This is a genomic window from Terracoccus luteus (assembly GCF_003635045.1).
GTDB lineage: Bacteria > Actinomycetota > Actinomycetes > Actinomycetales > Dermatophilaceae > Terracoccus > Terracoccus luteus.
In genome coordinates this window covers 2,803,615-2,824,106 of the sequence record NZ_RBXT01000001.1, presented here as the reverse complement: position 1 = coordinate 2,824,106, position 20,492 = coordinate 2,803,615, and the positions used below count along the sequence as shown (strand labels likewise).

Sequence of the window (20,492 nt, the reverse complement as noted above, 5' to 3'; positions counted from 1 at the left end):
CGCCGCTGTGGCATCGTGACGGCATGACGCCGGACGCGCCCGAGGGCGCCACGACCTCTCACGCCGACGACCCCAGCGCCACGACCGATGACGACGCGGCCCGCACCGAGCTCGTCGTCGGGGCCCTCGTCGAGGCGTTCGAGCCGCTGATGAAGGCCGACCCGCACGGCTTCCGCACGAAGTTCCGCAAGATGGCCCGCGACCCCTACGCCTTCTACCGCGGCACGGCCTGCCTGTTCTACGCCGACGTCGGCCGCGACGGCGCGTGGGCCCGGTTCGACGCGCGCTGGGTCGACGACGACCTCGCGCGGGTCTGGATCCAGGGCGACCTGCACGCCGAGAACTTCGGCACCTACCTCGACGCCGAGGGCCGGCTCGTCTTCGACGTCAACGACTTCGACGAGGCCTACGTCGGCCACTGGACGTGGGACCTCGCCCGCTTCTGCGCGAGCCTCGCCCTGCTCTGCTGGCAGAAGGCGCTGCCCGACGACCTCATCGACGACCTCATCGACGCCTACGTGCGGGCCTACCTCGACCAGGTCGAGCACTACCGTCAGGTCGCCGACGACACCGAGTGGGCGCTGACCCTCGACAACGCCGAGGGGGCGGTGCTCGACGCGCTGCACGTGGCCAAGCTGTCGACGCGGGTCGAGCTGCTCGAGTCGATGACCGTCGTCGACGACTACCGCCGCCGCTTCGCCGACGGCTCGGGCGTCCGGCGCCTCGACGACGACGAGATGGGCCGCGTGCGCGACGCCTTCGAGCGCTACCTCGACACGCTGCCGGGTTCGCGCCGTGGCGCGGTCACCTTCGACCTGCTGGATGCCGTCGGACGCTCGGGCTTCGGCATCGGCAGCGCTGGGCTCCCGGCCTACAGCCTGCTCATCGAGGGCTACACCCAGGCGCTCGACAACGACGTCGTTCTCTCGCTCAAGCAGGCCAACGTCGCCGCCCCCAGCCGGGTCGTCGACGACGAGCGCGGGCGGGCTCACTTCGAGCACCACGGCCACCGCACCGCCATCTCGCAGCGGGCGCTGCAGGCGCGGGCCGACCGCTTTCTCGGCTGGACGTCGTTGCCCGGCCCCGACGGCGAGGAGGTCGGGTTCGTCGTCAGCGAGGTGTCGCCCTACGAGGCCGACCTCGACTGGGACGAGCTGAGCGAGCCCGACGAGCTGTCGCTGCTCGTGCCGCAGCTCGGCCGGGCCACGGCCAAGATCCACTGCGTCGCCGACCAGGAGAGCGACCAGGACCTCGTCACCGTCAATGTCGAGGACGCCATCGGGCGACGGGTGGGTGGCGACGTCGAGGCGCTCGTCGCCGACCTGACCAGGTTCGCGCACGAGTACGCGGTGCGCAGCCGGCGAGACCACCAGCTGTTCGTCGACGCCTTCCGCGGTGGGGCGCTCGAGCACGTCGCCCCGGCCTGACGCCCGCCACGGCCGGGAAAGGGGCAGACGCGGACCGGGCGGCCGTCAGCGGACCACGAGGGCCACGGCCGAGACCACCGTCGCAGCGAGCACGGCCTGCTCGAACCGGGTCTGGCTCAGCCGCCGCACGAGGTGCACCCCGGCCCACGTCCCGAGCAGCACCAGGGGAGCGAGCAGCGCGGTCCGCACGACGGTGTCGCCGCCGAGCAGCCCCAGCCCGGCACTGAGCGGCACCTTGCACAGGTTGACCCCGAGGTAGAACAGGGCGCCGGTCCCGAGGAAGCGCCGCTTGTCGATCCCCTGCGCCACGAGGTAGAGCGTCATGACCGGGCCGGCCGCGTTGGCCGTCATCGTGGCGAAGCCCGAGGCGGCTCCGGTCACGACTCCGGCCGCGCGCGACGAGGCCACCGCCGACGTCGACGACGGTGCGCGAACCTTCAGCCACAGCTGCAGCGCCGCCATGGCGAGGAGCAGCCCACCGATGGAGCGCCGCAGCACGACGTCGTCGACGACGGCGAGGAAGGCCACGCCGAGCAGCAGGCCGGGTACGACGGCCGGGATGAGCCGTCGCAGCAGTGCGCGGTCGGCGTCGCCGCGGTAGTGCCACGCCGCGACGACATCACCGACGACGAGCAGCAGCAGGATGGCACCCGTCGACTCCTTCGCGGGCAGCACGGTCGCGAAGATCGCGATGGCGATGCTGCCGAGCCCGCCGAGGGCCGTCTTGGCCAGCCCGATGAGCACCGCCGCCGCCCCGAGCAGCACCCACGCCGTCACCGTCACGGAGGCATCGTGCCAGCGCCACGGCATCCGCCCGTCCGGTGGCCCGGTGGTCGGATGTCGTGGCGCCGCGTGGGTGCCTAGCGGCGGGTCCTGTCGGTGGCCGAGTCGAGCATGAGGCCGCTGCCGATGCCGAGCATCCAGACGTCCTTGCTCACGCCGAGGCCCTGCTGGGTCGGCCAGATGCTGCCGGGCTGACGCATGCCGGGCGTGCGCGCGTAGACGGTCAGCAGCGCGGCGGAGAAGCCGGTGAGGGCGGCGCCGGCGACCGGCTTCGGCACGACGGGCACGAGCAACAGCGAGCCGACGGTGATCTCACCGATGGCGAGCATGCGCAGGAACCGGGTCGGCTCGATGTTCTTCAGGAACGGGAAGGTCCCGCTGGCCATGCCGTGCATGCCCTTGGCCGTCTCCTCGTCGCCCTTCAGCTTCTCGAGGCCGGAGTGCAGGATGAAGGCGCCGGTGGCCAGCCGTTCGGGCAGGCGGTCGACGATGTGGCCGAGCTTCATGGGGACCTCCCAGGTCGGGGACGGACGGTCGGCCGGGCGGGACCCGGCGTGGAGACCGCGGTGACGTACCCGCACTGGGTACCCGCTGTCGTTGTCCCCTCAACCACCCGAACCACCCGGCGACCGCGCCGGCGCGCCCGGGAGGCTCCCGGCATCCGGCCTAGAGTGAGAGAGCGTCGCCACTGCACGGAGCCGAACCAGCCCGGCGGCCACGAGCCGTCGGCACCCGAGGAGAGAATTCATGCCGCACGACCTGCCCATCGACCTCACCGACCGCCTGTCCAAGGACGTCGACGCCGACCCCACCGCGCGCCTGCTGCAGAACGCCGTGACGAGCACGCTCGTCGACGAGGTGGCGCTCGACCGCCGCGTCGTCACCTCCATCGACCACTCGATGTCGAACCTGCTCGACGACTGGACCGCCACGTCGCAGGAGAAGAGCGGTCGCTGCTGGCTGTTCGCCGGCACCAACCTGCTGCGGGCGGGCGCCGCGAAGAAGCTCGGCGTCAAGGACTTCGAGTTCTCGCAGAACTACCTGCTGTTCTGGGACAAGCTCGAGAAGGCCAACCACTGGCTCGAGTCGGTCATCGCCACCGCCGACCGCGACGTCGACGACCGCACCGTCGCGCACCTGCTCGGGGCGCCCGCCGAGGACGGCGGCCAGTGGAACATGTTCGTCGCCCTCGTCGTCAAGCACGGCCTCGTGCCCAAGGTGGCGATGCCCGAGACGAAGAGCTCGAGCAACACCCGGCAGATGAACCGCGACATCGCGACGATCCTGCGCCAGGCGGCGCGTGACCTGCGCGCCGCGGCGGCCGGCGGTGCCGGCCCCGAGCAGCTCGACGAGGCGAAGGAGGCGACGCTCGCGACCGTGCACCGCCTGCTCTGCATCCACCTCGGCACCCCGCCGCAGTCGTTCGTGTGGCAGTGGAAGGACACCGACAAGGGCTTCCACCGCGACGGGACGATGACCCCGCGGGAGTTCGCCGAGGCCTACGTCACCGTGCCCCTCGAGGACTACGTGTGCCTCGTCAACGACCCGCGCGAGAGCAGCCCCTTCGGCCGCACCTTCACCGTCAAGCACCTCGGCAACGTCGTCGGCGCGCCGCCCGTCACCTACCTCAACGTCGAGACGGCGCTCATGAAGAAGCTCGCCTCGGAGGCCATCGTCGGCGGCGAGCCGGTGTGGTTCGGCTGCGACACCGGCCAGATGTCCAACGCCGACCTCGGCCTCTGGGACGCCGCACTCTTCGACCGCGCCGCCGTCTACGGCACGACGCCCGACCTGCCCAAGGCCGACCGCCTGACCCACCACGAGTCGCTCATGACCCACGCCATGCTCTTCACCGGCGTCGACCTGCTCGACGGCGCCCCTCGGCGCTGGCGGGTCGAGAACAGCTGGGGCACCGAGAAGGGCGACAAGGGCTTCATGACGATGAACGACAACTGGTTCGGCGAGCACGTCTTCGAGATCGCCGTCCGCCGTGACGCGCTGCCCGACGAGCTCAAGGCCGCCCTCGACGCCGACCCGATCGTCCTCCCCGCGTGGGACCCGATGGGCGCGCTCGCCACCCAGGCCTGAGTCACCAAGCTTGAGTCACCAGGCCTGGGCCACCGCCCCTGACCCGATGGTCAGGTGCCCGGGGGCCGGCGCGTCGGCGCCGGCCTCCCGGGACCCGGCTGGCAGTGGGGGCACCACCACGTCCGCCGGTTCTCGGGGTCGTTGCTCACCTCCGCCGCGACGAGCACCCGTGTGCCGCATCGCAGGCACGGCCGGCCGTACCGGCCCGCCACCCAGTGCTGCTCGCCCTTCTGCCGCCGTCCCGTCGTCACCTGGTAGGCACCTTCGACCGTCGCGGATGCCGTCAGGGCGCGCGCCCCGAGCGCGACGAGCCGCTCGACGTCGACCTCGCCGACGGGCGTCCACGGGCTGACCCCGACGAGGAAGCACAGCTCGTTGGCCCAGAGGTTGCCGAAGCCGGCGACGACGCGCTGGTCGAGCAGGGCGGCGACGACCGGCCGGGCAGGGACGGCCCGCAGCCGGCGGACCGCCTCGGCGGCGTCCCAGTCGGCGCGCAGCGGGTCGGGCCCCAGGTGGCCGACGACCTGCCGTTCGTCGCGGGTGCGCAGCAGCTCGACGACGGGCAGGGAGATGCCGTACGCCGTCGTGCCGGATGCCGTGCCGAGCACGACCCGTACGTCCGGCATCACCCGTCGGGGGAGCCTCTTGCCGGGCCGGGTGACGGTCCAGCTGCCCTGCATGCGCAGGTGCGTGTGCAGCGTCAGGCCCCCGCTGAGCCGCGTCAGCAGGTGCTTGCCGTGGGTGTCGTGCTCGAGCAGCGTGAGGCCGTCGAGGTTCGCCGTGGCGTGACGGGGGACGCGCAGGGAGGTGCGCTCGAGCACCTGGCCGCGCAGACCGGCATCCAGCCGTCGCGCGAGCCGGTAGACGCTGTCTCCCTCGGGCACACCGACCACGTGCCCAGCGCGGGGCCCACCGGAACGGCGGCGTCGGGCCCGCTCGTGCACGCGGATGACATGACGAAGGGCCCTGACCCGCGTCTCCGCTGGTCAGGGCCCTCTCGGCTGGTCGGGGTGACAGGATTTGAACCTGCGACCTCTTCGTCCCGAACGAAGCGCGCTACCAAGCTGCGCCACACCCCGTCATGCGTCACGACCAGCGTTCCGCATGCGAACTGCCCCGTGTCGGACGACCTCTCCGAGACCGGGCAGCAAGCACAGATGCTAGCGCAGGCCCTGACCCAACTCCGAATCGGGTGGTCGGGGCACGAGCGTGAGCAGCGTCGCCTCGGGGCGGCAGGCGAGGCGCACGGGCGCGGTGGGCGCGGTGCCGAGCCCGGCCGACACCTCGAGCCACGCGGCATCCGCGGGGGCCTGCGACGACGGGGTCGACCCGGCGCCGGGCCACCAGCGCGACAGGCCCTTGACGCGGCCGGCGTCGAGGTCGCAGTTGGTGACGAGGGCGCCTTTGAACGGCAGGCAGACCTGCCCGCCGTGCGTGTGCCCGGCGATGATGAGGGCGCAGCCGTCCTCGGCGTAGGCGTCGAGCACCCGCTGGTACGGCGCGTGGGTGACGCCGATGGTGAGGTCGGCGTCGGGGTCGGCCGGCTGTCGCACGAGGTCGAGCCGGTCGTAGTCGAGGTGCGGGTCGTCGACGCCGACGACGTCGATGCGCAGCCCTCCGATCTCGAGGGTGTCGCGGCGGTTGGTGAGGTCGACCCAGCCCTGCGACGACAGGCCGGCGACGAGCTCGTCGGTCGGCAGGCGCGTGCTGGCCTCGGCGCGGCGCGGTGCGGCGTCGACGAAGTAGCGCAGGGGGTTCTTCAGGCGCGGGCCGAAGTAGTCGTTGCTGCCGAGCACGAAGACGCCGGGACGCGACAGCACGTACTCGAAGGCGCCGAGCACCGCCGGCACGGCGTCGACGGCCGCGAGGTTGTCGCCGGTGTTGACGACGAGGTCGGGGTCGAGCGAGCCGAGGCTGCGGATCCACTGCGCCTTGCGCTTCTGCCGGGGCAGCAGGTGCAGGTCGCTGACGTGCAGCACCCGCAGCGGCCGCGAGCCGGGCGGCAGCACCGGCACGTCGAAGCGCCGGATGACGAAGGCGTTGCGCTCGACCAGCGACGCCCAGCCGAGCACCCCGAGACCGGCGGCGCCCAGCCCGAGCACCGACCCGAGCACTCTTCTCGTCAGCGGCTGCATGCCGTCATCCTGTCATCACGCCCACGGCCGGCCGTAAAGGCCGCGACCGGCTGAGACGCCACCTGAGAGACTGGCGCCATGAGCACCCTCAAGGAGCAGCTGCAGGCCGACCTCACCACGGCGATGCGCGAGCGCGACCAGGTGCGGGCGGGCTCGCTGCGCATGGCCCTGACCGCCGTGACGACCGAGGAGGTCGCGGGAACCGAGCACCGCGAGCTGACCGACGACGACGTGCTCAAGGTGCTCACCAAGGAGGCGAAGAAGCGTCGCGAGGCCTCGGTCGCCTACCGCGGCGCGCAGCGCCCCGAGCTCGCCGACAAGGAGGACGCCGAGCTGGCCGTGCTCGAGGCCTACCTGCCGACGCAGATGGACGACGCCGAGCTCACCGGCATCGTCCGTGACGCCGTGGCCGCCTCGGGCGCCTCGGGCATGCCGCAGATGGGCCTGGCCATGAAGGCCGCCCAGCAGGCCGTCGCCGGGCGCGCCGAGGGTGGCCGGGTGGCGGCCATCGTCCGTCAGGTGCTCGCCGGCTGACACGCCCCGTGCACGACGAAGGGACCGACGTCCGCGTCGGTCCCTTCGTCGTGTGGATGCCGATGGGCCCGGCGGGTGCGTCCGCTCAGGCGGCCGGGGGAGTGGTCGGCTTGACCGGCTTGGTCGGCTGCGGGGCCGGCTTGGTCGGCTTGGTGGGCGACTTCGTCGACGCGGACGGCTTCGGGGTCTTGCTCGGCTTGGGCTTCGGCGCCTTGGTCTTCGTCGCCTTCGGCGTGCGCGTCGGGTCGGCCGTGGCCTGTGTCGGGTCGGCGGTGGGCGTGCGCGGCGGCGTGGGCGTGCCGGTGCGACCGCTGCGGCGGTTCTGACGGGTCTGGTTGGCGTTGTTCGTGAACCCGTTGGTGTCGCCGCCGAACGACATGCCCGCGCCCGAGGTGTAGAGCGTGATGAAGCTGCCGCTCTTGGCGGTGCCGGAGGGCGAGGTGCCGGCCACCCGGCCGAAGGGCACCGAGCTGCGCATCGTGCCACCGACGCCCGCGTTGAAGCCGGCGGCCTGGAGCGCGTCGACCGCGGCGTTCACCCGCATGCCGGTGACGTCGGGGATGGTCGTGTTGTCACCGTTGAGCAGCTTGTCGCTGGGCTGCTTGAACTTCTCGACCGGCATCCCCTCGAGCGCCGTGCTCATGACGCTCTTCCAGATGGGCGCGGCCACCGCGGCGCCGTGCATCTTGGGGATGTACTTGTCGCCGATGGTGAGGTCGACCATGTTGCGCTTGTTGCCGTCGTCGGGGGTGCCGACCCAGACCGCGGTGGCGAGGTTCGGGGTGTAGCCCGCGAACCACGACTCGTTGTTCTTGTTGGCCGTACCGGTCTTGCCGGCCGACTGTCGGCCGTCGAGCTGGTTGCGGATGCCCGACCCGTTGGTCATGTTGTACTCGAGGAACTTGTCGGTGGCGCGCACGGCATCGGGGTCGGCCACCTGCTTGCAGGCGCTGCTCGGGAGCTTGACCTCCTTGCCGTTGCGCACGATCTTCGTGATGGCGACGACAGGGCAGCGCGTGCCGTCGTTGGCCAGGGTCGCGTAGGCGGTGGCGACACCCTGCGGCGAGACCTCCGAGCCGCCGAGGATGTAGGCCGGCGCGTACGGGGGGATCTGGCCGCCGTCGGCCTGGTGCAGGCCGAGGCGCATGCCGGTGTCGCGCACCTTGCAACCACCCAGCTGCTCGGCCAGGGCGACGAACGCCGTGTTGGTCGACTTGGCCGTCGCCTCCATGAGCGAGATGTTGCCGCCGGCGAAGGGGCTGTCGTTGTAGACCTTCCACGTGCCACCGGGGCCGCAGCCGTCGACCGTGCCGCCGGGCCACTCCTTCGGCGTGTACGTGGCCTGGCTGTTGCCCCCCGCGGCCTTGGCCTTGACGCTCGACTTCGTGTTCATGCCCGACTCCATGGCGGTCAGCAGGCCGAAGGCCTTGGCCGTCGAGCCGAACTGGAAGCCGCTGGAGCCGCCGTACTTCTTGTCGAGCGCCCAGTTGATGCCGGTGGCGCCGAGGGTCTGCTTGCCGACCGTGTACTTCGTGTTCTGGGCGAAGGCGAGCACCTTGCCGGTCTTCGGGTCCGTGACGTAGGCGGCCGCGCCGACCTCCGACTTGTCACCGATCGGCACCTTGGACGTGACCGCCTTCTGGGTGGCGTCCTGGATGCGGGGGTCGAGCGTCGTCGTGATGGTGATGCCGCCCTGGTAGAGCGTGCGACGACGCTCCTCGCGGGTCTTGCCCAGCTCGGGCATCTCCATCGCGTAGTTGATGATGAAGTCGCACCAGTAGGGGTAGGGCGAGCTGAGGCAGGTCGACTTCGGGTTCGTCACCTTCATGTCCTGCTTGAGCGTGCGGGCCTTGGCCTGCTGGTACTGCTTCTGCGTGATGACCTTCTGGTCGTACATCGCCGCCAGCACGACGTTGCGGCGGTCGATCGCGCGCTTCGGGTTGTTGACCGGGTCGGTCGTGCCCGGGTTCTGCGTCAGGCCGGCGAGCAGCGCCGCCTGCGAGACGCTGAGCTTGCTGGCAGGGATGCTGAAGTAGTGCTGCGAGGCCGCCTCGACGCCGTACGCCCGGTCGCCGTAGTAGACGAGGTTGAGGTAGCCCTCGAGGATCTGGTCCTTCGTCATCCGCTTCTCGAGGGTGATGGCGTACTTCAGCTCCTTGAGCTTGCGCATGTAGTCCTTCTTGACCGCAGCGGCCGCCGCCTCCTTGTCGCCCGAGCTGAGCGCCGAGTACTGGAGCGAGATCTTCACGTACTGCTGCGTCAGCGACGAGGCGCCCGACTCGGTGGCGCCCGCCTGCAGGTTCGACACCGCGGCGCGCACCACGCCCTGCAGGTCGACACCGCCGTGCTCGTAGAAGCGCCGGTCCTCGATGGCCACCTGCGCCTTGCGCATGATCGGCGCGATCGCCTTGAGCGGCACGATGGTGCGGTTCTGGTCCTGCGGCGTCGCGATGACCGTGCCGTCGGCGGCCAGGATGCGCGACTGCTGGGCCAGCGGGTCGGTCTTGAACTCGCTGGGCAGGTCGTTGAAGACGTCGACACCGCCTCGGGCCAGCGCCCCGGTGGCCCCGACGGCCGGCATGACGAGACCGGCCAGGAGCAGGCCGAGCACGAGAGCCGAGGCGAGGAAGGCCCCGAGCAGACTGATGACGCCGCCGAACGCGGTGGTGCGCGAAGACATGGGCCCTAGGGTAAACGATCCACCTTAGCCACCCCGACGCGCGCGAGTGCGACACGGGTGGAGCAGGACGCCCACCGATGCCCGCGGCGCCGCGGGCGGGGACTCGCGGGTGCCCCACGGGCCCAGGTGATGGTGCTGAGGGCGGGCCGGCCGGCATCCTCGACGGTCTTTTGTCCTTCGCGCGGCATATGACGGACAGAACTGGGCGACGTTTCTCGCGACGATTCCGCATTTGTCCGGATTGACGGTCTGGGGGCTCGGGCAGGCCTCCGCAACCCCCTCGTCTTGGTCGACGAGTCTTCAACGACCGTCAAGCGGTCGGTAAAGCGATGGTAAAGCAGGTGACCATGCGTGGACCGTGCTCAGCACGAGCCAAGTGACTAGTCACTAGGTAGTTGAAACCGGTCGCAAAATGGTCCCAAGGGGCTATGTCGCCCATTGTCATGCGGCCGTAATGTTTCATCTCGGGCCAGGGGGGTCCACGTCCGGAGCGTCGATCAGACGCGCACGTCCGGACACGCTCGGCGTCGTGGGGGCGCCGAGACACAGGGGAGGGGAATCACGATGAGTACTGCCATGGCTGACGCCTGGGTCGACGAGTGGGCCACCAAGGCCAGCTGCACGAGCCAGGACCCCGACGCGCTGTTCGTCCGGGGCAAGGCACAGCACGACGCGAAGGCCGTGTGCAAGCACTGCCCCGTGCTCGCGCAGTGCCTCGCCGAGGCGCTCGACAACCGCACGGAGTTCGGGGTCTGGGGAGGCATGACCGAGCGCGAGCGCCGGGCCCTGCTCCGCAAGCGTCCCGACATCACGTCGTGGAAGTCGGTGCTGCAGGCGAACATGGCGCGAGGCTGACGCGGCACCTGCCGCCGACGCGTCGGGCACGGGCTCCGGGGGGAGCCCGCCAGCGACACGGTGACACCAGCGGGGCCACGTCCGACCGGGCGGGGCCCCGCTCGTGCGTCCCGGCCCACCTCTTCACCGTCGAGAGGCCACTTCCCGACGCACGGTCGGGGGGTGGGGGTCAGGCGGCGCCGGTGAGGGCGTCGCCGACCTCACGCAGGTTGTCGAGGTCGTGCACGTCGCGCGAGAGCGCGGGTACCTGCACGACGGGGATGCCGGGGTGCGCGCGGGAGAAGCGCTCGGCGAGCGCCCGCTGCCGCTCGGCCGTCTTGACGAGCGCCGCGTGCAGGCGCAGCACGCCGGCGGCGTTCGTCGCCGACTTCGGACCGCCCGACTCCTCGAGGGTCTCCGCGAGCGAGAGGGCCCGCGCGGGGGTGAGCCCGGAGGCCGTGACGTGACCGACGCGGTTGACGACGAGCCCGGCGAGCGGCATCCCGTCGGCCTCGAGACGGTCGACGAAGAAGGACGCCTCGCGCAGCGCGTCACGCTCGGGGGCGGCGACGACGATGAACGACGTGCCCTGCTGCGAGAGAAGGCGGTACGTCTGGTCGGCGCGCTCGCGGAACCCGCCGAACATCGTCTCGAGCGCGCTGACGAACGTCTCGAGGTCCTGCAGCATCTGGCCGCCGAGGATCTTCGTCATCGTCGAGCTGACGAGCTGCACCCCGAAGCCGAACACCTTGAGGCCGGCGCGCCCGCTGACCTTGGCCGGCGCCGTCATGAGCCGGATGAAGCGCCCGTCGAGGAAGCTGCCGAGCCGGTTCGGGGCGTCGAGGAAGTCGAGGGCCGAGCGCGACGGGGGCGTGTCGACGACGATGAGGTCCCACGGCGCCTCGGGGGTGCCCGACGCGGCCTTGAGCTGGCCGAGCTTCTCCATCGCCATGTACTCCTGCGTGCCGGCGAACGAGCTGCTCACCGCTTGGTAGAAGGGGTTGGCGAGGATCTGCTCGGCCTTGTCGGGCTCGGAGTGGGCGATGACGACCTCGTCGAAGGTCCGCTTCATGTCGAGCATCATCGCGTGCAGGCTGCCGCCGTTGGTCTCGTCGATGCCGTGCACCGGGCGGGGCGTGTTGTCGAGCTCGGTCAGGCCGAGCGACTGCGCGAGGCGAAGGGCCGGGTCGATGGTGAGCACGACGACGTGGCGGCCGGCCTCGGCGGCCCGCAGCCCGATGGCGGCCGCGGTCGTCGTCTTGCCGACGCCGCCCGCGCCGCAGCAGACGAGGATGCCGACCCCGGGGTCGTCGATGAGGGTGTCGACGTCGAGCAGCGGGGTCTTCATGCGCCCAGCCCCTGCTCCTGCAGGAACGCCGCGAGCTCGCGCACCGAGCCGGAGTCGACGCCCCCCGGCAGCGCCGGCAGCACGACGACCGGCAGGCCGCTCGCCTCGAGCAGGGCCAGCTGCTCCCGTTCGAGGTCGACGCGGTGGGCGTGGTCGCGGGCCTCGTCGAGCAGCCCGTCGAGCAGCTCGGGGGTCACCGTCACCCCGGCCTCGGTGAGCTGGGCGCTGATCGAGGGCTTGTGCAGCCGGCCGGCGCGGGCCTGCTCGAGCGCGGTGTCGTCGAGCTCGGGCTCGCGCACCATGTTGACGATGACCGAGCCGGGCCGCAGGTTCTTTGCCCGCAGCTCGTCGACGGCCTCGAGGGTCTCCTGCACGGGCATCTCCTCGAGCAGCGTGACGAAGTGGACGACGGTGGTCTCGCTCTCGAGCAACCGGGTGATGGACTCGGACTGCGAGTGGATGGGCCCGACCTTGGCCAGCCCCGCGACCTCGTTGTTGACCGACAGGAACCGCCCGATGCGCCCCGTCGGTGGCGCGTCGAGCACGAGCGAGTCGAAGGCCGGCGGCGCCTCGCCCTTGTGCTTGCCGTCGGCGCGGCGGCGGTTCGCCTCGTAGACGCGGCCGATGAGCAGCACGTCGCGCACCCCGGGCGCGATGGTGGTGGCGAAGTCGACGGCCCCGAACTTCTCGAGGATCTTGCCGGCCCGGCCGAGCTTGTAGAACAGCTGGAGGTACTCGAGCAGCGCCTTCTTCGGCTCGACCGACAGGCCGATGATCTCGCCGCCGGCCGCGGTGCGGGCCACCCGCGTCTCCTCGGACCCGAGCGGCGGGACCTCGAAGACCTGGCTGATGCCCTGCCGTTCCTCGACCTCGGCGAGCAGCACGCGCCGGTCGCGGCCGGCGAGGGCGATGGCGAGAGCGGCCGCCACCGTGGTCTTGCCCGTGCCGCCCTTGCCCGTGACGATGTGCAGCCGGGGGTCCATCCCCACACCCTAGACGGGCGGCCGACGGGCCGGATGCCGGTCAGTCGCCGGGTGCCAGCGCGGCCACCGCGGCGAGCACCCGGGCGAAGGCGGGGTGCTCGGGCTCGACGAGCGGCATGTGGTCGGCGCCGTCGACGACCTCGAGGTCGACGGGCGGGTGGCCACCCTCGCCCGCGCCGGCGGCCCGGGCGAGCGCGAGGTAGCTCTCGCTGACCGCGGTCGGGACCGTCTCGTCGGCCGAGCCACTGACGAGCCGGACCGGCACCCGGGGCGGCAGCGTCGTCACCGGGTCGGCGAGGGCCCACGCGTCGGGGCGTGTGTCGGGGTCACCGACGAAGGCCCGGGCGGCGCCGTCGCCGAGGCCGAGCCGGTCGGCCAGGCGCAGGTCGACGACCCCGGCGAGCGAGACGACACCGACGACCGTGGCCCCGGGCAGCGCGGTGACCCAGTCCTGCCCCGCCGCCCACGTCGCGAGGTGGCCGCCGGCCGAGTGGCCGACGAGGACGAGGCGGTCGGCGACGGCCTCGTCCGCGGCCACGGCGGTGACGACGGCGCGCACGTCGTCGAGGGTGCCGGGGACCCCGCCACCCGGCATCCCGGCCCGTCGGTACTCGACGAGGGCGACGTCGTAGCCGGCGTCGGCGAAGGCCTGCGCCTCGGGCACCGCGTGGGCGCGGTCGTACGACGCGCGCCAGAAGCCGCCGTGCACGACGACGACGGTGTGGTGGCGATGCGTGACGCCGTCGGGCGGGGTGAGCACGTCGTACACCTGCGCCGGGTCGTCGCCGTAGGGACGCGGGGTCGGGGCGGCCGTCATGGCCGCCATGCTGCCACCGACCGCCCGCGCGGCCGGTGGGTAGGGTGAGCCGCATGACGACGTGGGAGTACCTGACCGCCCCCCTGCTCATCCACAACACGAAGGCGATCCTCGACAACTTCGGGGCCGACGGGTGGGAGCTCGTGCAGATCGTCAACGGCCCCGACGGCTCGAGCCTCGTGGCGTACTTCAAGCGCCCCAAGGGCTGACCGTGTCGCTCGTCGAGGAGCGCCTGTCGGCGCTGGGGCTCACCGTGCCCGACGTCGTGCCGCCGCTCGCCGCCTACGTGCCGGCCGTGCGTGACGGCAACATCGTCTACACCTCGGGCCAGCTGCCGATGGTCGACGGCACCCTCGCCGCGACCGGCAAGGTCGGCGCCGAGGTCTCGCCCGAGCAGGGCGCCGAGCTGGCCCAGACCTGCGCCCTCAACGCCATCGCCGCCATCAAGGCCGAGGTCGGTGACCTCGACACCGTGCTGCGGGTCGTCAAGGTCGTCGGCTTCGTGGCCGTCGACCCGTCCTTCACCGGCATGCCGGCGGTCGTCAACGGGGCGAGCGAGCTGCTCGCCACGGCCTTCGGTGACCGGGGGGTGCACGCCCGCTCCGCGGTCGGCGTCGCGTCCCTGCCGCTCGACGCCCCCGTCGAGGTCGAGGTCGTCGTCTCGCTGCTCACGGTCTCGGCCTGAGCGACCGGATGCCGGTGGGCTGACGTGGCACGCCTGTTCCCCCTCGCGACCGCGCCGGGGGTGGCCGACACCGCCACCCGTTGGCTCCGCGGCGAGCGGTGGGACGAAGCCGTGCCCCGCCCGGCCAGCACCGTCATGCTCGTGCGCGACGGGGCGCAGGGTGTCGAGGTGTTCCTGCTGCGCCGGGTGGCGAAGATGGCGTTCGCCCCGAGCACCCTCGTCTTCCCGGGCGGTGGCGTCGACGCCGCCGACGCCGAGCCCGACCTGCCGTGGGCAGGGCCGAGCCCTGCGGAGTGGGCGCGGCGGATGGGCTGTGCCGAGGACGTCGCCCGGATGGCCGTCGTCGCCGCCGTGCGCGAGGTGTTCGAGGAGTGCGGCGTGCTGCTCGCCGGCCCGGACCCCACGGGCGGGCTCGCCGACGTCTCGGGCCCGCGGTGGCGGGCCCTGCGCGACGACCTCGCGGCGCACCGCACGTCGCTGTCGCGGGTGCTGCTCGACGAGCACCTCGTGCTGAGAAGCGATCTCGTCGTCGTCAAGGCGCACTGGCTCACGCCGGTGTTCGAGCCGCGGCGCTACGACACGTGGTTCTTCGCGGCCGTCATGCCCGGTCACCAGGAGGCCGACGGCGACACGAGCGAGGCCGACCACGCGGCGTGGTTCGCGCCGGGTGCCCTGCTCGAGGCGTGGGCCGCCGGTGAGGTCTCGATGCTGCCCCCGACGGTCGTCAGCGTCGAGTCGGTGCGCGACGCCGCCTCGGCGGCGGCGTTCGTCGAGCACAGCGACCGGGTGCCGCTGCTGCTGCCCGAGGTCGTCGACACCCCCGACGGGCCGGCCATGGAGCTCGTCGAGGTGGGCGGCTGAGGTGCAGGGCGCGGAGGTCGACCCGACCTGGCGTGGTGGCGCCGTGAGCGAACGGGCGGAGTGCGTGCTCTGCCCCAACCCCTCGCCGATGACCCTCGACGGGACCAACACGTGGGTGCTCGGTGAGCCCGGCGGCGACGAGGCCGTCGTCGTGGACCCCGGTCCGCTCGACGAGGGCCACCTCGCAGCGGTGCTCGCGCGCGTGCAGGCGACCGGTCGCCGGGTGGCGCTGACGTTGCTGACGCACGGTCACGACGACCACGCCGAGAGCGCCGACCGCTGGCACGAGCTGACGGGGGCGCCCGTGCGGGCCTTCGGGCGCGGTCACGACGACGTGCGTCCGGGAGAGCACATCGAGGTCGGCGGGCTCGAGCTCGTCGCCGTCGCCACCCCCGGCCACACGAGCGACTCGTACTCGTTCGTCCTGCCCGCCGAGACCACCCTGCTCACCGGTGACACCGTGCTGGGTCGCGGGACGACGGTGGTCGCGTGGCCCGACGGCGTGCTCGAGCAGTACCTCGAGTCGCTCGCCCGCATCGAGCGGCTGACGGGCGCGGGCGACGTCACCCGCCTGCTGCCCGGCCACGGACCGGTCGTCGCCGACGCGGCGGCCACCGTCGCGTTCTACCTGCGGCACCGGGTCGAGCGGCTCGACCAGGTGCGCGCGGCGGTCGAGTCCGGCGCGGCGACCGCCCGTGAGGTCGTCGAGACGGTCTACGCCGACGTCGCGCGGTCGGTGTGGCCGGCCGCGGAGCTGTCGGTGCGGGCCCAGCTCGACTACCTCCGCGAGCACGAACAGCCAACGTAGGGCGTCGGATTCGTTCTAGCGCGTCGAGGCATCACCGGAGCACGATGGGTCGACCGCCGTCCGTCACTTGTGCGAAGGAGACGCCATGAGCAGCACCCCCGTCCTCGAGATGACCACCCTCGACTGCGACGACCCGCAGGCCGAGGCCCGGTTCTGGTCCGAGCTGCTCGACGCCGAGCTCGTCCACGCCGACGAGAGCTACGGCCTCGTCAAGGCCGACGGGCGCCGCCTCGGGTTCGGCCGCGTCGACGGGTACGCGCCGCCCGCGTGGCCCGACCCCGACGGCTCGAAGCAGTTCCACCTCGACCTCTCGGTCGACGGCGACCTCGACGAGGCCGCCGAGCGCGCGGTCGGGCTCGGTGCCACCCGCCCCGACCACCAGCCCGGGGACACCTGGCTGGTCCTTCTCAGCCCCGCCGGCCACCCCTTCTGCCTCACTACGCGGGCGAACTGGGCGCAGATGTGAGGGTCCCGGCGCGCCCGCGGGCGGCCCTAGCATCCGGCTCAGGGTGACGTCGGCTCGGCCACGACCCAGCCGTGCGGCCCCACGGCGAGGGCGTCCCCGCGACGCTGCTCGTCACGCCCGGCCAGCGCCTGCCACCCGGTCGGCAGCGCCAGCTCGTCGTCGGAGAGGTTGAGGGCCACGAGCAGGCGCCCGCCCTCGGCCGCCACCTCGAGCACGAGGCTCGCGTTGGCGACCGCGAGCGTGCTGCTGCGCGCCCGGTGCAGCCACGGGTGGCGTCGCCGCAGCCCGATGAGCTGCTGGTGCAGCGCGAGGGTCGCCGCCTGCTCGTCGTCGAGGTGGTCGACCAGCTCGGACACCGTCTCGGGGTAGGCGGGGCGGATGGCGTCGTCGCCGCCGAACCGCTCCTCCTTGACGGCGCGCAGGCCCACCTCGTCGCCGTGGTAGACCGACGGCGTGCCGCCGAGGAGGAACAACAGGACGAGGGCGTGGGGGTGGTGGCGCTCGTCGTCGACCTGCGACGCGATGCGGGTCACGTCGTGGTTGCCCACGAAGGTGTACGGCACGAAGGAGTCGAGAAAACCGTTGTGCCGCTGCAGAGCCCAGTCGAGCTCGAAGAGGTTGACCTCCTGCAGCGCGTGCCAGACCCCCTGCCACAGCTCGTACTGCGTCACGCTGTCCATGCCGCTCTCGCGCACGACCGTGGCGTAGTCGCCGTGCAGCACCTCGCCGACGACGTAGGCCTCCGGGTGGCGCTCGCGGACCCGCGGCAGCACCCGGGCCCAGAACGACGTCGGCACCGTGTAGGCCGCGTCGAGCCGCCAGGCGTCGACGCCGAGGTCGAGCCAGTGCGTCATGACGTCGGTCACGAGGTCCGCGACGGCCGGGTTCGCGTGGTCGAGGGCGACGAGGCCGCCGTGGCCCTCGAAGACCCCCAGCTCGCCCGCGTCGTCGCGGGCGAGCATCGCCGCCTCCGCCCCGTTGGGGTCGGCGAGCGCGGCCTCCACGAGGGGGTGCCCGCGCCCCACGTGGTTGAAGACGCCGTCGAGCATGACCCGGATGCCGCGCCGGTGCGCCTCGTCGAGGAGGTGCACGAGGTCGTCGGTCGACCCCAGACGTAGGTCGACCGCGAGGTGGTCGGTCGTGTCGTAGCCGTGCGTCTGGGAGGCGAAGACCGGGCCAAGGGCGAGGCCGTTGGCACCGAGCGCGAGCAGGTGGTCGAGCCAGGGGACGAGGCGGCGCAGTCGTGGCTGCGGCGAGCGGTCGTCACCCGTCGTGTCGGCGCCGACGAAGCCGAGCGGGTAGACGTGCCACCAGATGACGTGCTCGGTCCACTGCATCCACCCACCGTAGGCGCAGGCGTGGGTCGGGCGGGCCGCGCGTGCCGGGCCGTCACTGTGACTGCGGCGACCCTAGGGTGGGGTCGTGACCGAGGTCGACCCGCAGCACGAGCCTGAGCCGATGCCTCTGCGCCCCGACGACGTTGTGCCGCAGCGCTTTCCGCGGTTCGTGTACGAGGGCGGCTCCGAGCCTGACCCGCGCTTCAGCCTCGCCAACGAGCGCACCTTCCTCGCCTGGGTGCGCACGGCTCTCGCGCTCGTCGCCGCCGGCGTGGCCCTGGAGGCGGTCTCGGCGCCCATCACGCCCGGCCTGCGGATGGCCGTGGCGCTGCTCTTCGTCGCCATGGGGGTGGCCGCCGCAGTCCAGGGCTGGGTGGGCTGGGCGCGCACGGAGCGGGCGCTGCGCAGGGGGCAGGTGCTGCGCGGGCCGTCGTTCGGGGCCCTGCTCGCGGTCGGGCTCGTCCTCGCCGCGGTGCTGCTCGTCATAGGCCTGCTGCTGTGAGCGGGGGCGCGGGGACCCCTGACGCCGGCTCACCGGCATCCTCGCCCTTCGACCCCGGTCTGCAGCTCGAGCGCACGCTGCTCGCGTGGCAGCGCACGTGCCTCTCGCTCGTCATCGGCAGTGCGCTGTGCGTGCGGCTGCTCGCGGCCGTCGACCGGGCCCCGGTCGTACCCGTGGCGCTGGGGGCGCTCGTGCTCTCGGCGGCCGGGTGGGCGACCGCGGTGGCGCGCTACCGCCGCTCGCACGACTCGCTCGTGCGCGACCACCGGCGCCTCGCGGCCGGCGGCACGCTCATCACGTGCACCGCGGTGGCGGCGCTGCTGCTCGCCGTCGGTGGGGCGGCCTTCGTCGTCACGACGGGCGGTCGGTAGCCCTCGGGCGGCAGGCGGGGTCGGCGCCGCGACGCCGCGGCGCCGCGGCGCCGCGGCGCCGCGACTAGCGTGGGCACAGTGGTCGCACGCACACGCATCGAGCTGGGTCGCCGCGAGGACCTCGGCGCCGACTGCGCCCGGTGCTTCGGGCTGTGCTGCGTCGCCCTCGCGTTCGCCCGGACGGCCGACTTCCCCGTCGACAAGCCAGCGGGGGAGCCGTGCGTCAACCTCGACGCCGACGACGGCTGCGTCGCGCACGGGCGGCTGCGCGAGGTCGGCTACAAGGGCTGCACGGTCTTCGACTGCTTCGGCGCCGGCCAGAAGGTGTCGCAGCGCACCTTCGGTGGACGGTCGTGGCGCGACGACCCGGCCACGCGGGAGGCCATGTTCGCGGTCTTTCCCGTCGTGCGGCGGCTGCACGAGCTGCTCTGGTACCTCGACGAGGCGATCACGATGGTGGCGGCGGCCCGCGACCCCGCCCCGTGGGCCGCGTCCTTCGAGCGGGTGCGCCGACTCAGCGACGGCGAGCCGGCCGCGCTCGCGGCCCTCGACGTCGACGCCGAGTACGCCGCCGCCCGGGACCTGCTCGTCGAGGCGAGCGAGGTCGCGAGGTCGGTCCGGGGCGGACGCCCGGGTCGCCGGGGCGGACGCGGTGGCCGGGAGTCGCAGGGGCCTCGGGGGCCGCGCGGTTCGCGTGGTGGGGCGCGGGTGTCGGGCGTCACCGTCGGGCCGGGCAGCGACCTGTCAGGGGCGCGGCTGGCCGGCGCCGACCTCGACGGGCTCACCCTGCGCGGCAGCCTCGCCATCGCCGCCGACCTCAGGGGCGCGACGTTGCGGCGCTGCGACGTGCTGGGGGTCGACCTGCGCGACGCCGACCTGGGCGGGGCGGACCTCGCGACGGCGATCTACCTCACGCAGATGCAGGTCAACAGCGCCCGCGGCGACGACCGGACGCGGCTGCCGGACGGGTTCGAGCGGCCGCGCCACTGGGTGGCTCGCACCGCGCCGACGACGCGGTCCTGAGGGCGGACGCCGGAGCGGGACAGGGATCGGCCGGCCGGCGGGGGAGCCCGGCGGGTGGAGTGGGCCGGTGTGCGGGCGTGGCTCAGCGGGCGCGGCGCGTGAGGCGCTCGACGTCCTGCAGCAGCACGGCACGGTTCTCGAGGCGCAGCCAGCCGCGGGTGGCGAAGTCGGCGAGGGCCTTGTTCACCGTCTCGCGGGAGGCGCCGACGAGCTGGGCGAGCTCCTCCTGCGTGAGGTCGTGCGAGACCATGAGCCCGCCCTCGACCGGGCGGCCGAACCGCTCGGACAGCTCTAGCAGCGCCTTGGCCACGCGGCCGGGCACGTCGGTGAAGACGAGGTCGGCGAGGTGCGCGTTGGTGCGGCGCAGCCGCTGGGCGAGGGCGCCGAGGAGGGCCTTGGACACCTCCGGCCGGCCGGTCAGCAACGGGGTGAGGGAGTCGTTGCGCAGCCCGAGCAGCTGCGTCTCGGCCACCGCGGTCGCGGTCATCGTGCGCGGGCCCGGGTCGAACAGGCTCAGCTCGCCGAACATCTCGCCGGGGCCGAGGATGGCCACGAGGTTCTCGCGGCCGTCGGGGCTCGTGCGGCCGAGCTTGATCTTGCCCTCGGCGATGACGTAGAGCGTGTCGCCCTGGTCACCCTCACGGAACAGGACGTCGGCCCGCTCGAGGTGGGTACGGCTCATCTCCGACTGCAGGGCGGCGGCCGCCTCGTCGTCGAGGGCCTGGAAGAGAGGCGCTCGCCTCACCACGTCGAGATCCACGGGGTCAGTGTGCCACGTCACACCCGGCGGTCGTCGGCGGCCCGGCCGCG

General features: G+C 72.8%; 22 protein-coding genes and 1 tRNA gene. 12 read left to right on the top strand and 11 right to left on the bottom strand.

Translation table 11 applies throughout. From position 1 onward, the window contains the following. Window positions 1–23 precede the first annotated feature (23 nt). The gene (locus DFJ68_RS12835; protein ID WP_121035352.1) at window positions 24–1,427 is read left to right on the top strand and encodes a DUF2252 domain-containing protein; all 1,404 of its coding nucleotides are present in this window, start codon (window positions 24–26) and stop codon (window positions 1,425–1,427) included. A gap of 45 nt (window positions 1,428–1,472) precedes the next feature. On the opposite strand, the gene DFJ68_RS12830 is transcribed toward DFJ68_RS12835, so the two are convergent. After that, window positions 1,473–2,210, bottom strand: coding sequence for a sulfite exporter TauE/SafE family protein (locus tag DFJ68_RS12830; protein WP_245963636.1), 738 nt, complete (start codon window positions 2,208–2,210; stop codon window positions 1,473–1,475). Window positions 2,211–2,287: 77 nt separating this feature from the next. After that, window positions 2,288–2,716, bottom strand: a complete 429-nt coding sequence (locus tag DFJ68_RS12825) for a DoxX family membrane protein (RefSeq protein WP_121033771.1) — start codon at window positions 2,714–2,716, stop codon at window positions 2,288–2,290. A 241-nt stretch (window positions 2,717–2,957) separates the two neighbouring features. Here DFJ68_RS12825 and DFJ68_RS12820 point away from each other — a divergent pair, with 241 nt between their 5' ends. Continuing rightward, entirely contained in the window at window positions 2,958–4,298 is a 1,341-nt protein-coding gene (locus DFJ68_RS12820) for a C1 family peptidase (RefSeq protein WP_121033769.1), read from the top strand. A 50-nt stretch (window positions 4,299–4,348) separates the two neighbouring features. On the opposite strand, the gene DFJ68_RS12815 is transcribed toward DFJ68_RS12820, so the two are convergent. The 3 genes from DFJ68_RS12815 to DFJ68_RS12805 all read right to left on the bottom strand — a co-directional run bounded on the left by DFJ68_RS12815 (window position 4,349) and on the right by DFJ68_RS12805 (window position 6,433). Then, window positions 4,349–5,182, bottom strand: a complete 834-nt coding sequence (locus tag DFJ68_RS12815) for an Fpg/Nei family DNA glycosylase (protein ID WP_170165766.1) — start codon at window positions 5,180–5,182, stop codon at window positions 4,349–4,351. Window positions 5,183–5,300: 118 nt separating this feature from the next. After that, window positions 5,301–5,377 (bottom strand) — tRNA-Pro (locus DFJ68_RS12810). 81 nt (window positions 5,378–5,458) lie between these two features. Further along, window positions 5,459–6,433, bottom strand: coding sequence for a metallophosphoesterase (locus DFJ68_RS12805; protein ID WP_121033767.1), 975 nt, complete (start codon window positions 6,431–6,433; stop codon window positions 5,459–5,461). Between the two features lie 78 nt (window positions 6,434–6,511). On the opposite strand from DFJ68_RS12805, the gene DFJ68_RS12800 reads away from it, so the two are divergent. Beyond that, window positions 6,512–6,967 carry a GatB/YqeY domain-containing protein gene (locus DFJ68_RS12800; RefSeq protein WP_121033765.1) on the top strand — a complete coding sequence of 152 codons (456 nt, stop codon included), beginning with the start codon at window positions 6,512–6,514 and terminating at the stop codon, window positions 6,965–6,967. Window positions 6,968–7,052: 85 nt separating this feature from the next. Here DFJ68_RS12800 and DFJ68_RS12795 read toward each other — a convergent pair whose 3' ends face one another. Next, the gene (locus DFJ68_RS12795) at window positions 7,053–9,647 is read right to left on the bottom strand and encodes a penicillin-binding protein (protein ID WP_211333360.1); all 2,595 of its coding nucleotides are present in this window, start codon (window positions 9,645–9,647) and stop codon (window positions 7,053–7,055) included. 576 nt (window positions 9,648–10,223) lie between these two features. Between DFJ68_RS12795 and DFJ68_RS12790 the strand changes: the two genes are divergently transcribed. Continuing rightward, window positions 10,224–10,502 (top strand): WhiB family transcriptional regulator, encoded by a 279-nt coding sequence (locus tag DFJ68_RS12790; RefSeq protein ID WP_276330703.1) that lies wholly within the window; start codon window positions 10,224–10,226, stop codon window positions 10,500–10,502. A gap of 169 nt (window positions 10,503–10,671) precedes the next feature. Here the strand turns inward: DFJ68_RS12790 and bagB are convergent, their stop codons facing one another. Genes bagB through DFJ68_RS12775 form a run of 3 tightly spaced genes read right to left on the bottom strand, consistent with a single transcriptional unit; the run spans window position 10,672 to window position 13,629 of the window. Continuing rightward, entirely contained in the window at window positions 10,672–11,829 is a 1,158-nt protein-coding gene (gene bagB / locus DFJ68_RS12785; RefSeq protein ID WP_121033761.1) for an ArsA family ATPase, read from the bottom strand. Continuing rightward, complete coding sequence (gene bagA, locus DFJ68_RS12780; RefSeq protein ID WP_121033759.1) at window positions 11,826–12,812, bottom strand: ATPase BagA; 987 nt, start codon at window positions 12,810–12,812, stop codon at window positions 11,826–11,828. The genes bagB and bagA overlap by 4 nt, the downstream gene beginning before the upstream one ends. 40 nt (window positions 12,813–12,852) lie before the next feature. Then, window positions 12,853–13,629, bottom strand: coding sequence for an alpha/beta hydrolase family protein (locus tag DFJ68_RS12775; RefSeq protein ID WP_211333359.1), 777 nt, complete (start codon window positions 13,627–13,629; stop codon window positions 12,853–12,855). A 53-nt stretch (window positions 13,630–13,682) separates the two neighbouring features. Between DFJ68_RS12775 and DFJ68_RS12770 the strand changes: the two genes are divergently transcribed. The 5 genes from DFJ68_RS12770 to DFJ68_RS12750 all read left to right on the top strand — a co-directional run bounded on the left by DFJ68_RS12770 (window position 13,683) and on the right by DFJ68_RS12750 (window position 16,449). Further along, window positions 13,683–13,838, top strand: coding sequence for a Sp36 family protein (locus tag DFJ68_RS12770; protein ID WP_121033754.1), 156 nt, complete (start codon window positions 13,683–13,685; stop codon window positions 13,836–13,838). 2 nt (window positions 13,839–13,840) lie between these two features. Continuing rightward, on the top strand, window positions 13,841–14,314 hold the full coding sequence (locus DFJ68_RS12765; RefSeq protein WP_121033752.1) for a RidA family protein: 474 nt from the start codon (window positions 13,841–13,843) through the stop codon (window positions 14,312–14,314). A gap of 24 nt (window positions 14,315–14,338) precedes the next feature. Next, complete coding sequence (locus DFJ68_RS12760) at window positions 14,339–15,175, top strand: NUDIX hydrolase (protein ID WP_121033750.1); 837 nt, start codon at window positions 14,339–14,341, stop codon at window positions 15,173–15,175. 43 nt (window positions 15,176–15,218) lie between these two features. Beyond that, window positions 15,219–15,983 carry an MBL fold metallo-hydrolase gene (locus tag DFJ68_RS12755; protein WP_121035351.1) on the top strand — a complete coding sequence of 255 codons (765 nt, stop codon included), beginning with the start codon at window positions 15,219–15,221 and terminating at the stop codon, window positions 15,981–15,983. Between the two features lie 85 nt (window positions 15,984–16,068). Continuing rightward, window positions 16,069–16,449 carry a VOC family protein gene (locus tag DFJ68_RS12750; protein ID WP_121033748.1) on the top strand — a complete coding sequence of 127 codons (381 nt, stop codon included), beginning with the start codon at window positions 16,069–16,071 and terminating at the stop codon, window positions 16,447–16,449. 38 nt (window positions 16,450–16,487) lie between these two features. Here DFJ68_RS12750 and DFJ68_RS12745 read toward each other — a convergent pair whose 3' ends face one another. Further along, window positions 16,488–17,786, bottom strand: coding sequence for an alpha-amylase family glycosyl hydrolase (locus DFJ68_RS12745; RefSeq protein WP_121033746.1), 1,299 nt, complete (start codon window positions 17,784–17,786; stop codon window positions 16,488–16,490). Window positions 17,787–17,871: 85 nt separating this feature from the next. Between DFJ68_RS12745 and DFJ68_RS12740 the strand changes: the two genes are divergently transcribed. The 3 genes from DFJ68_RS12740 (at window position 17,872) to DFJ68_RS12730 (ending at window position 19,682) form a co-directional block, all read left to right on the top strand. Then, window positions 17,872–18,288, top strand: coding sequence for a YidH family protein (locus tag DFJ68_RS12740; protein ID WP_338067420.1), 417 nt, complete (start codon window positions 17,872–17,874; stop codon window positions 18,286–18,288). Further along, on the top strand, window positions 18,285–18,659 hold the full coding sequence (locus tag DFJ68_RS12735) for a DUF202 domain-containing protein (RefSeq protein ID WP_170165765.1): 375 nt from the start codon (window positions 18,285–18,287) through the stop codon (window positions 18,657–18,659). The genes DFJ68_RS12740 and DFJ68_RS12735 overlap by 4 nt, the downstream gene beginning before the upstream one ends. A 78-nt stretch (window positions 18,660–18,737) precedes the next feature. Then, a complete protein-coding gene (locus tag DFJ68_RS12730; protein ID WP_245963635.1) occupies window positions 18,738–19,682 on the top strand; it encodes a pentapeptide repeat-containing protein in 945 nt (314 codons plus the stop codon). Between the two features lie 82 nt (window positions 19,683–19,764). Here DFJ68_RS12730 and DFJ68_RS12725 read toward each other — a convergent pair whose 3' ends face one another. Continuing rightward, window positions 19,765–20,442 carry a Crp/Fnr family transcriptional regulator gene (locus DFJ68_RS12725; RefSeq protein ID WP_121033740.1) on the bottom strand — a complete coding sequence of 226 codons (678 nt, stop codon included), beginning with the start codon at window positions 20,440–20,442 and terminating at the stop codon, window positions 19,765–19,767. Window positions 20,443–20,492 lie beyond the last annotated feature (50 nt).

Bases quoted from the DNA above. Each gene is read 5' to 3' on its own strand.
- DFJ68_RS12800 (WP_121033765.1), top strand. From the start codon at position 6,512: ATGAGCACCCTCAAGGAGCAGCTGCAGGCCGACCTCACCACGGCGATG.
- DFJ68_RS12795 (WP_211333360.1), bottom strand. From the start codon at position 9,647: ATGTCTTCGCGCACCACCGCGTTCGGCGGCGTCATCAGTCTGCTCGGG.
- DFJ68_RS12835 (WP_121035352.1), top strand. From the start codon at position 24: ATGACGCCGGACGCGCCCGAGGGCGCCACGACCTCTCACGCCGACGAC.
- DFJ68_RS12750 (WP_121033748.1), top strand. From the start codon at position 16,069: ATGAGCAGCACCCCCGTCCTCGAGATGACCACCCTCGACTGCGACGAC.
- DFJ68_RS12820 (WP_121033769.1), top strand. From the start codon at position 2,958: ATGCCGCACGACCTGCCCATCGACCTCACCGACCGCCTGTCCAAGGAC.
- bagB (WP_121033761.1), bottom strand. From the start codon at position 11,829: ATGAAGACCCCGCTGCTCGACGTCGACACCCTCATCGACGACCCCGGG.
- DFJ68_RS12775 (WP_211333359.1), bottom strand. From the start codon at position 13,629: ATGACGGCCGCCCCGACCCCGCGTCCCTACGGCGACGACCCGGCGCAG.
- DFJ68_RS12770 (WP_121033754.1), top strand. From the start codon at position 13,683: ATGACGACGTGGGAGTACCTGACCGCCCCCCTGCTCATCCACAACACG.
- DFJ68_RS12790 (WP_276330703.1), top strand. From the start codon at position 10,224: ATGGCTGACGCCTGGGTCGACGAGTGGGCCACCAAGGCCAGCTGCACG.
- DFJ68_RS12805 (WP_121033767.1), bottom strand. From the start codon at position 6,433: ATGCAGCCGCTGACGAGAAGAGTGCTCGGGTCGGTGCTCGGGCTGGGC.
- DFJ68_RS12745 (WP_121033746.1), bottom strand. From the start codon at position 17,786: ATGCAGTGGACCGAGCACGTCATCTGGTGGCACGTCTACCCGCTCGGC.
- DFJ68_RS12825 (WP_121033771.1), bottom strand. From the start codon at position 2,716: ATGAAGCTCGGCCACATCGTCGACCGCCTGCCCGAACGGCTGGCCACC.
- bagA (WP_121033759.1), bottom strand. From the start codon at position 12,812: ATGGACCCCCGGCTGCACATCGTCACGGGCAAGGGCGGCACGGGCAAG.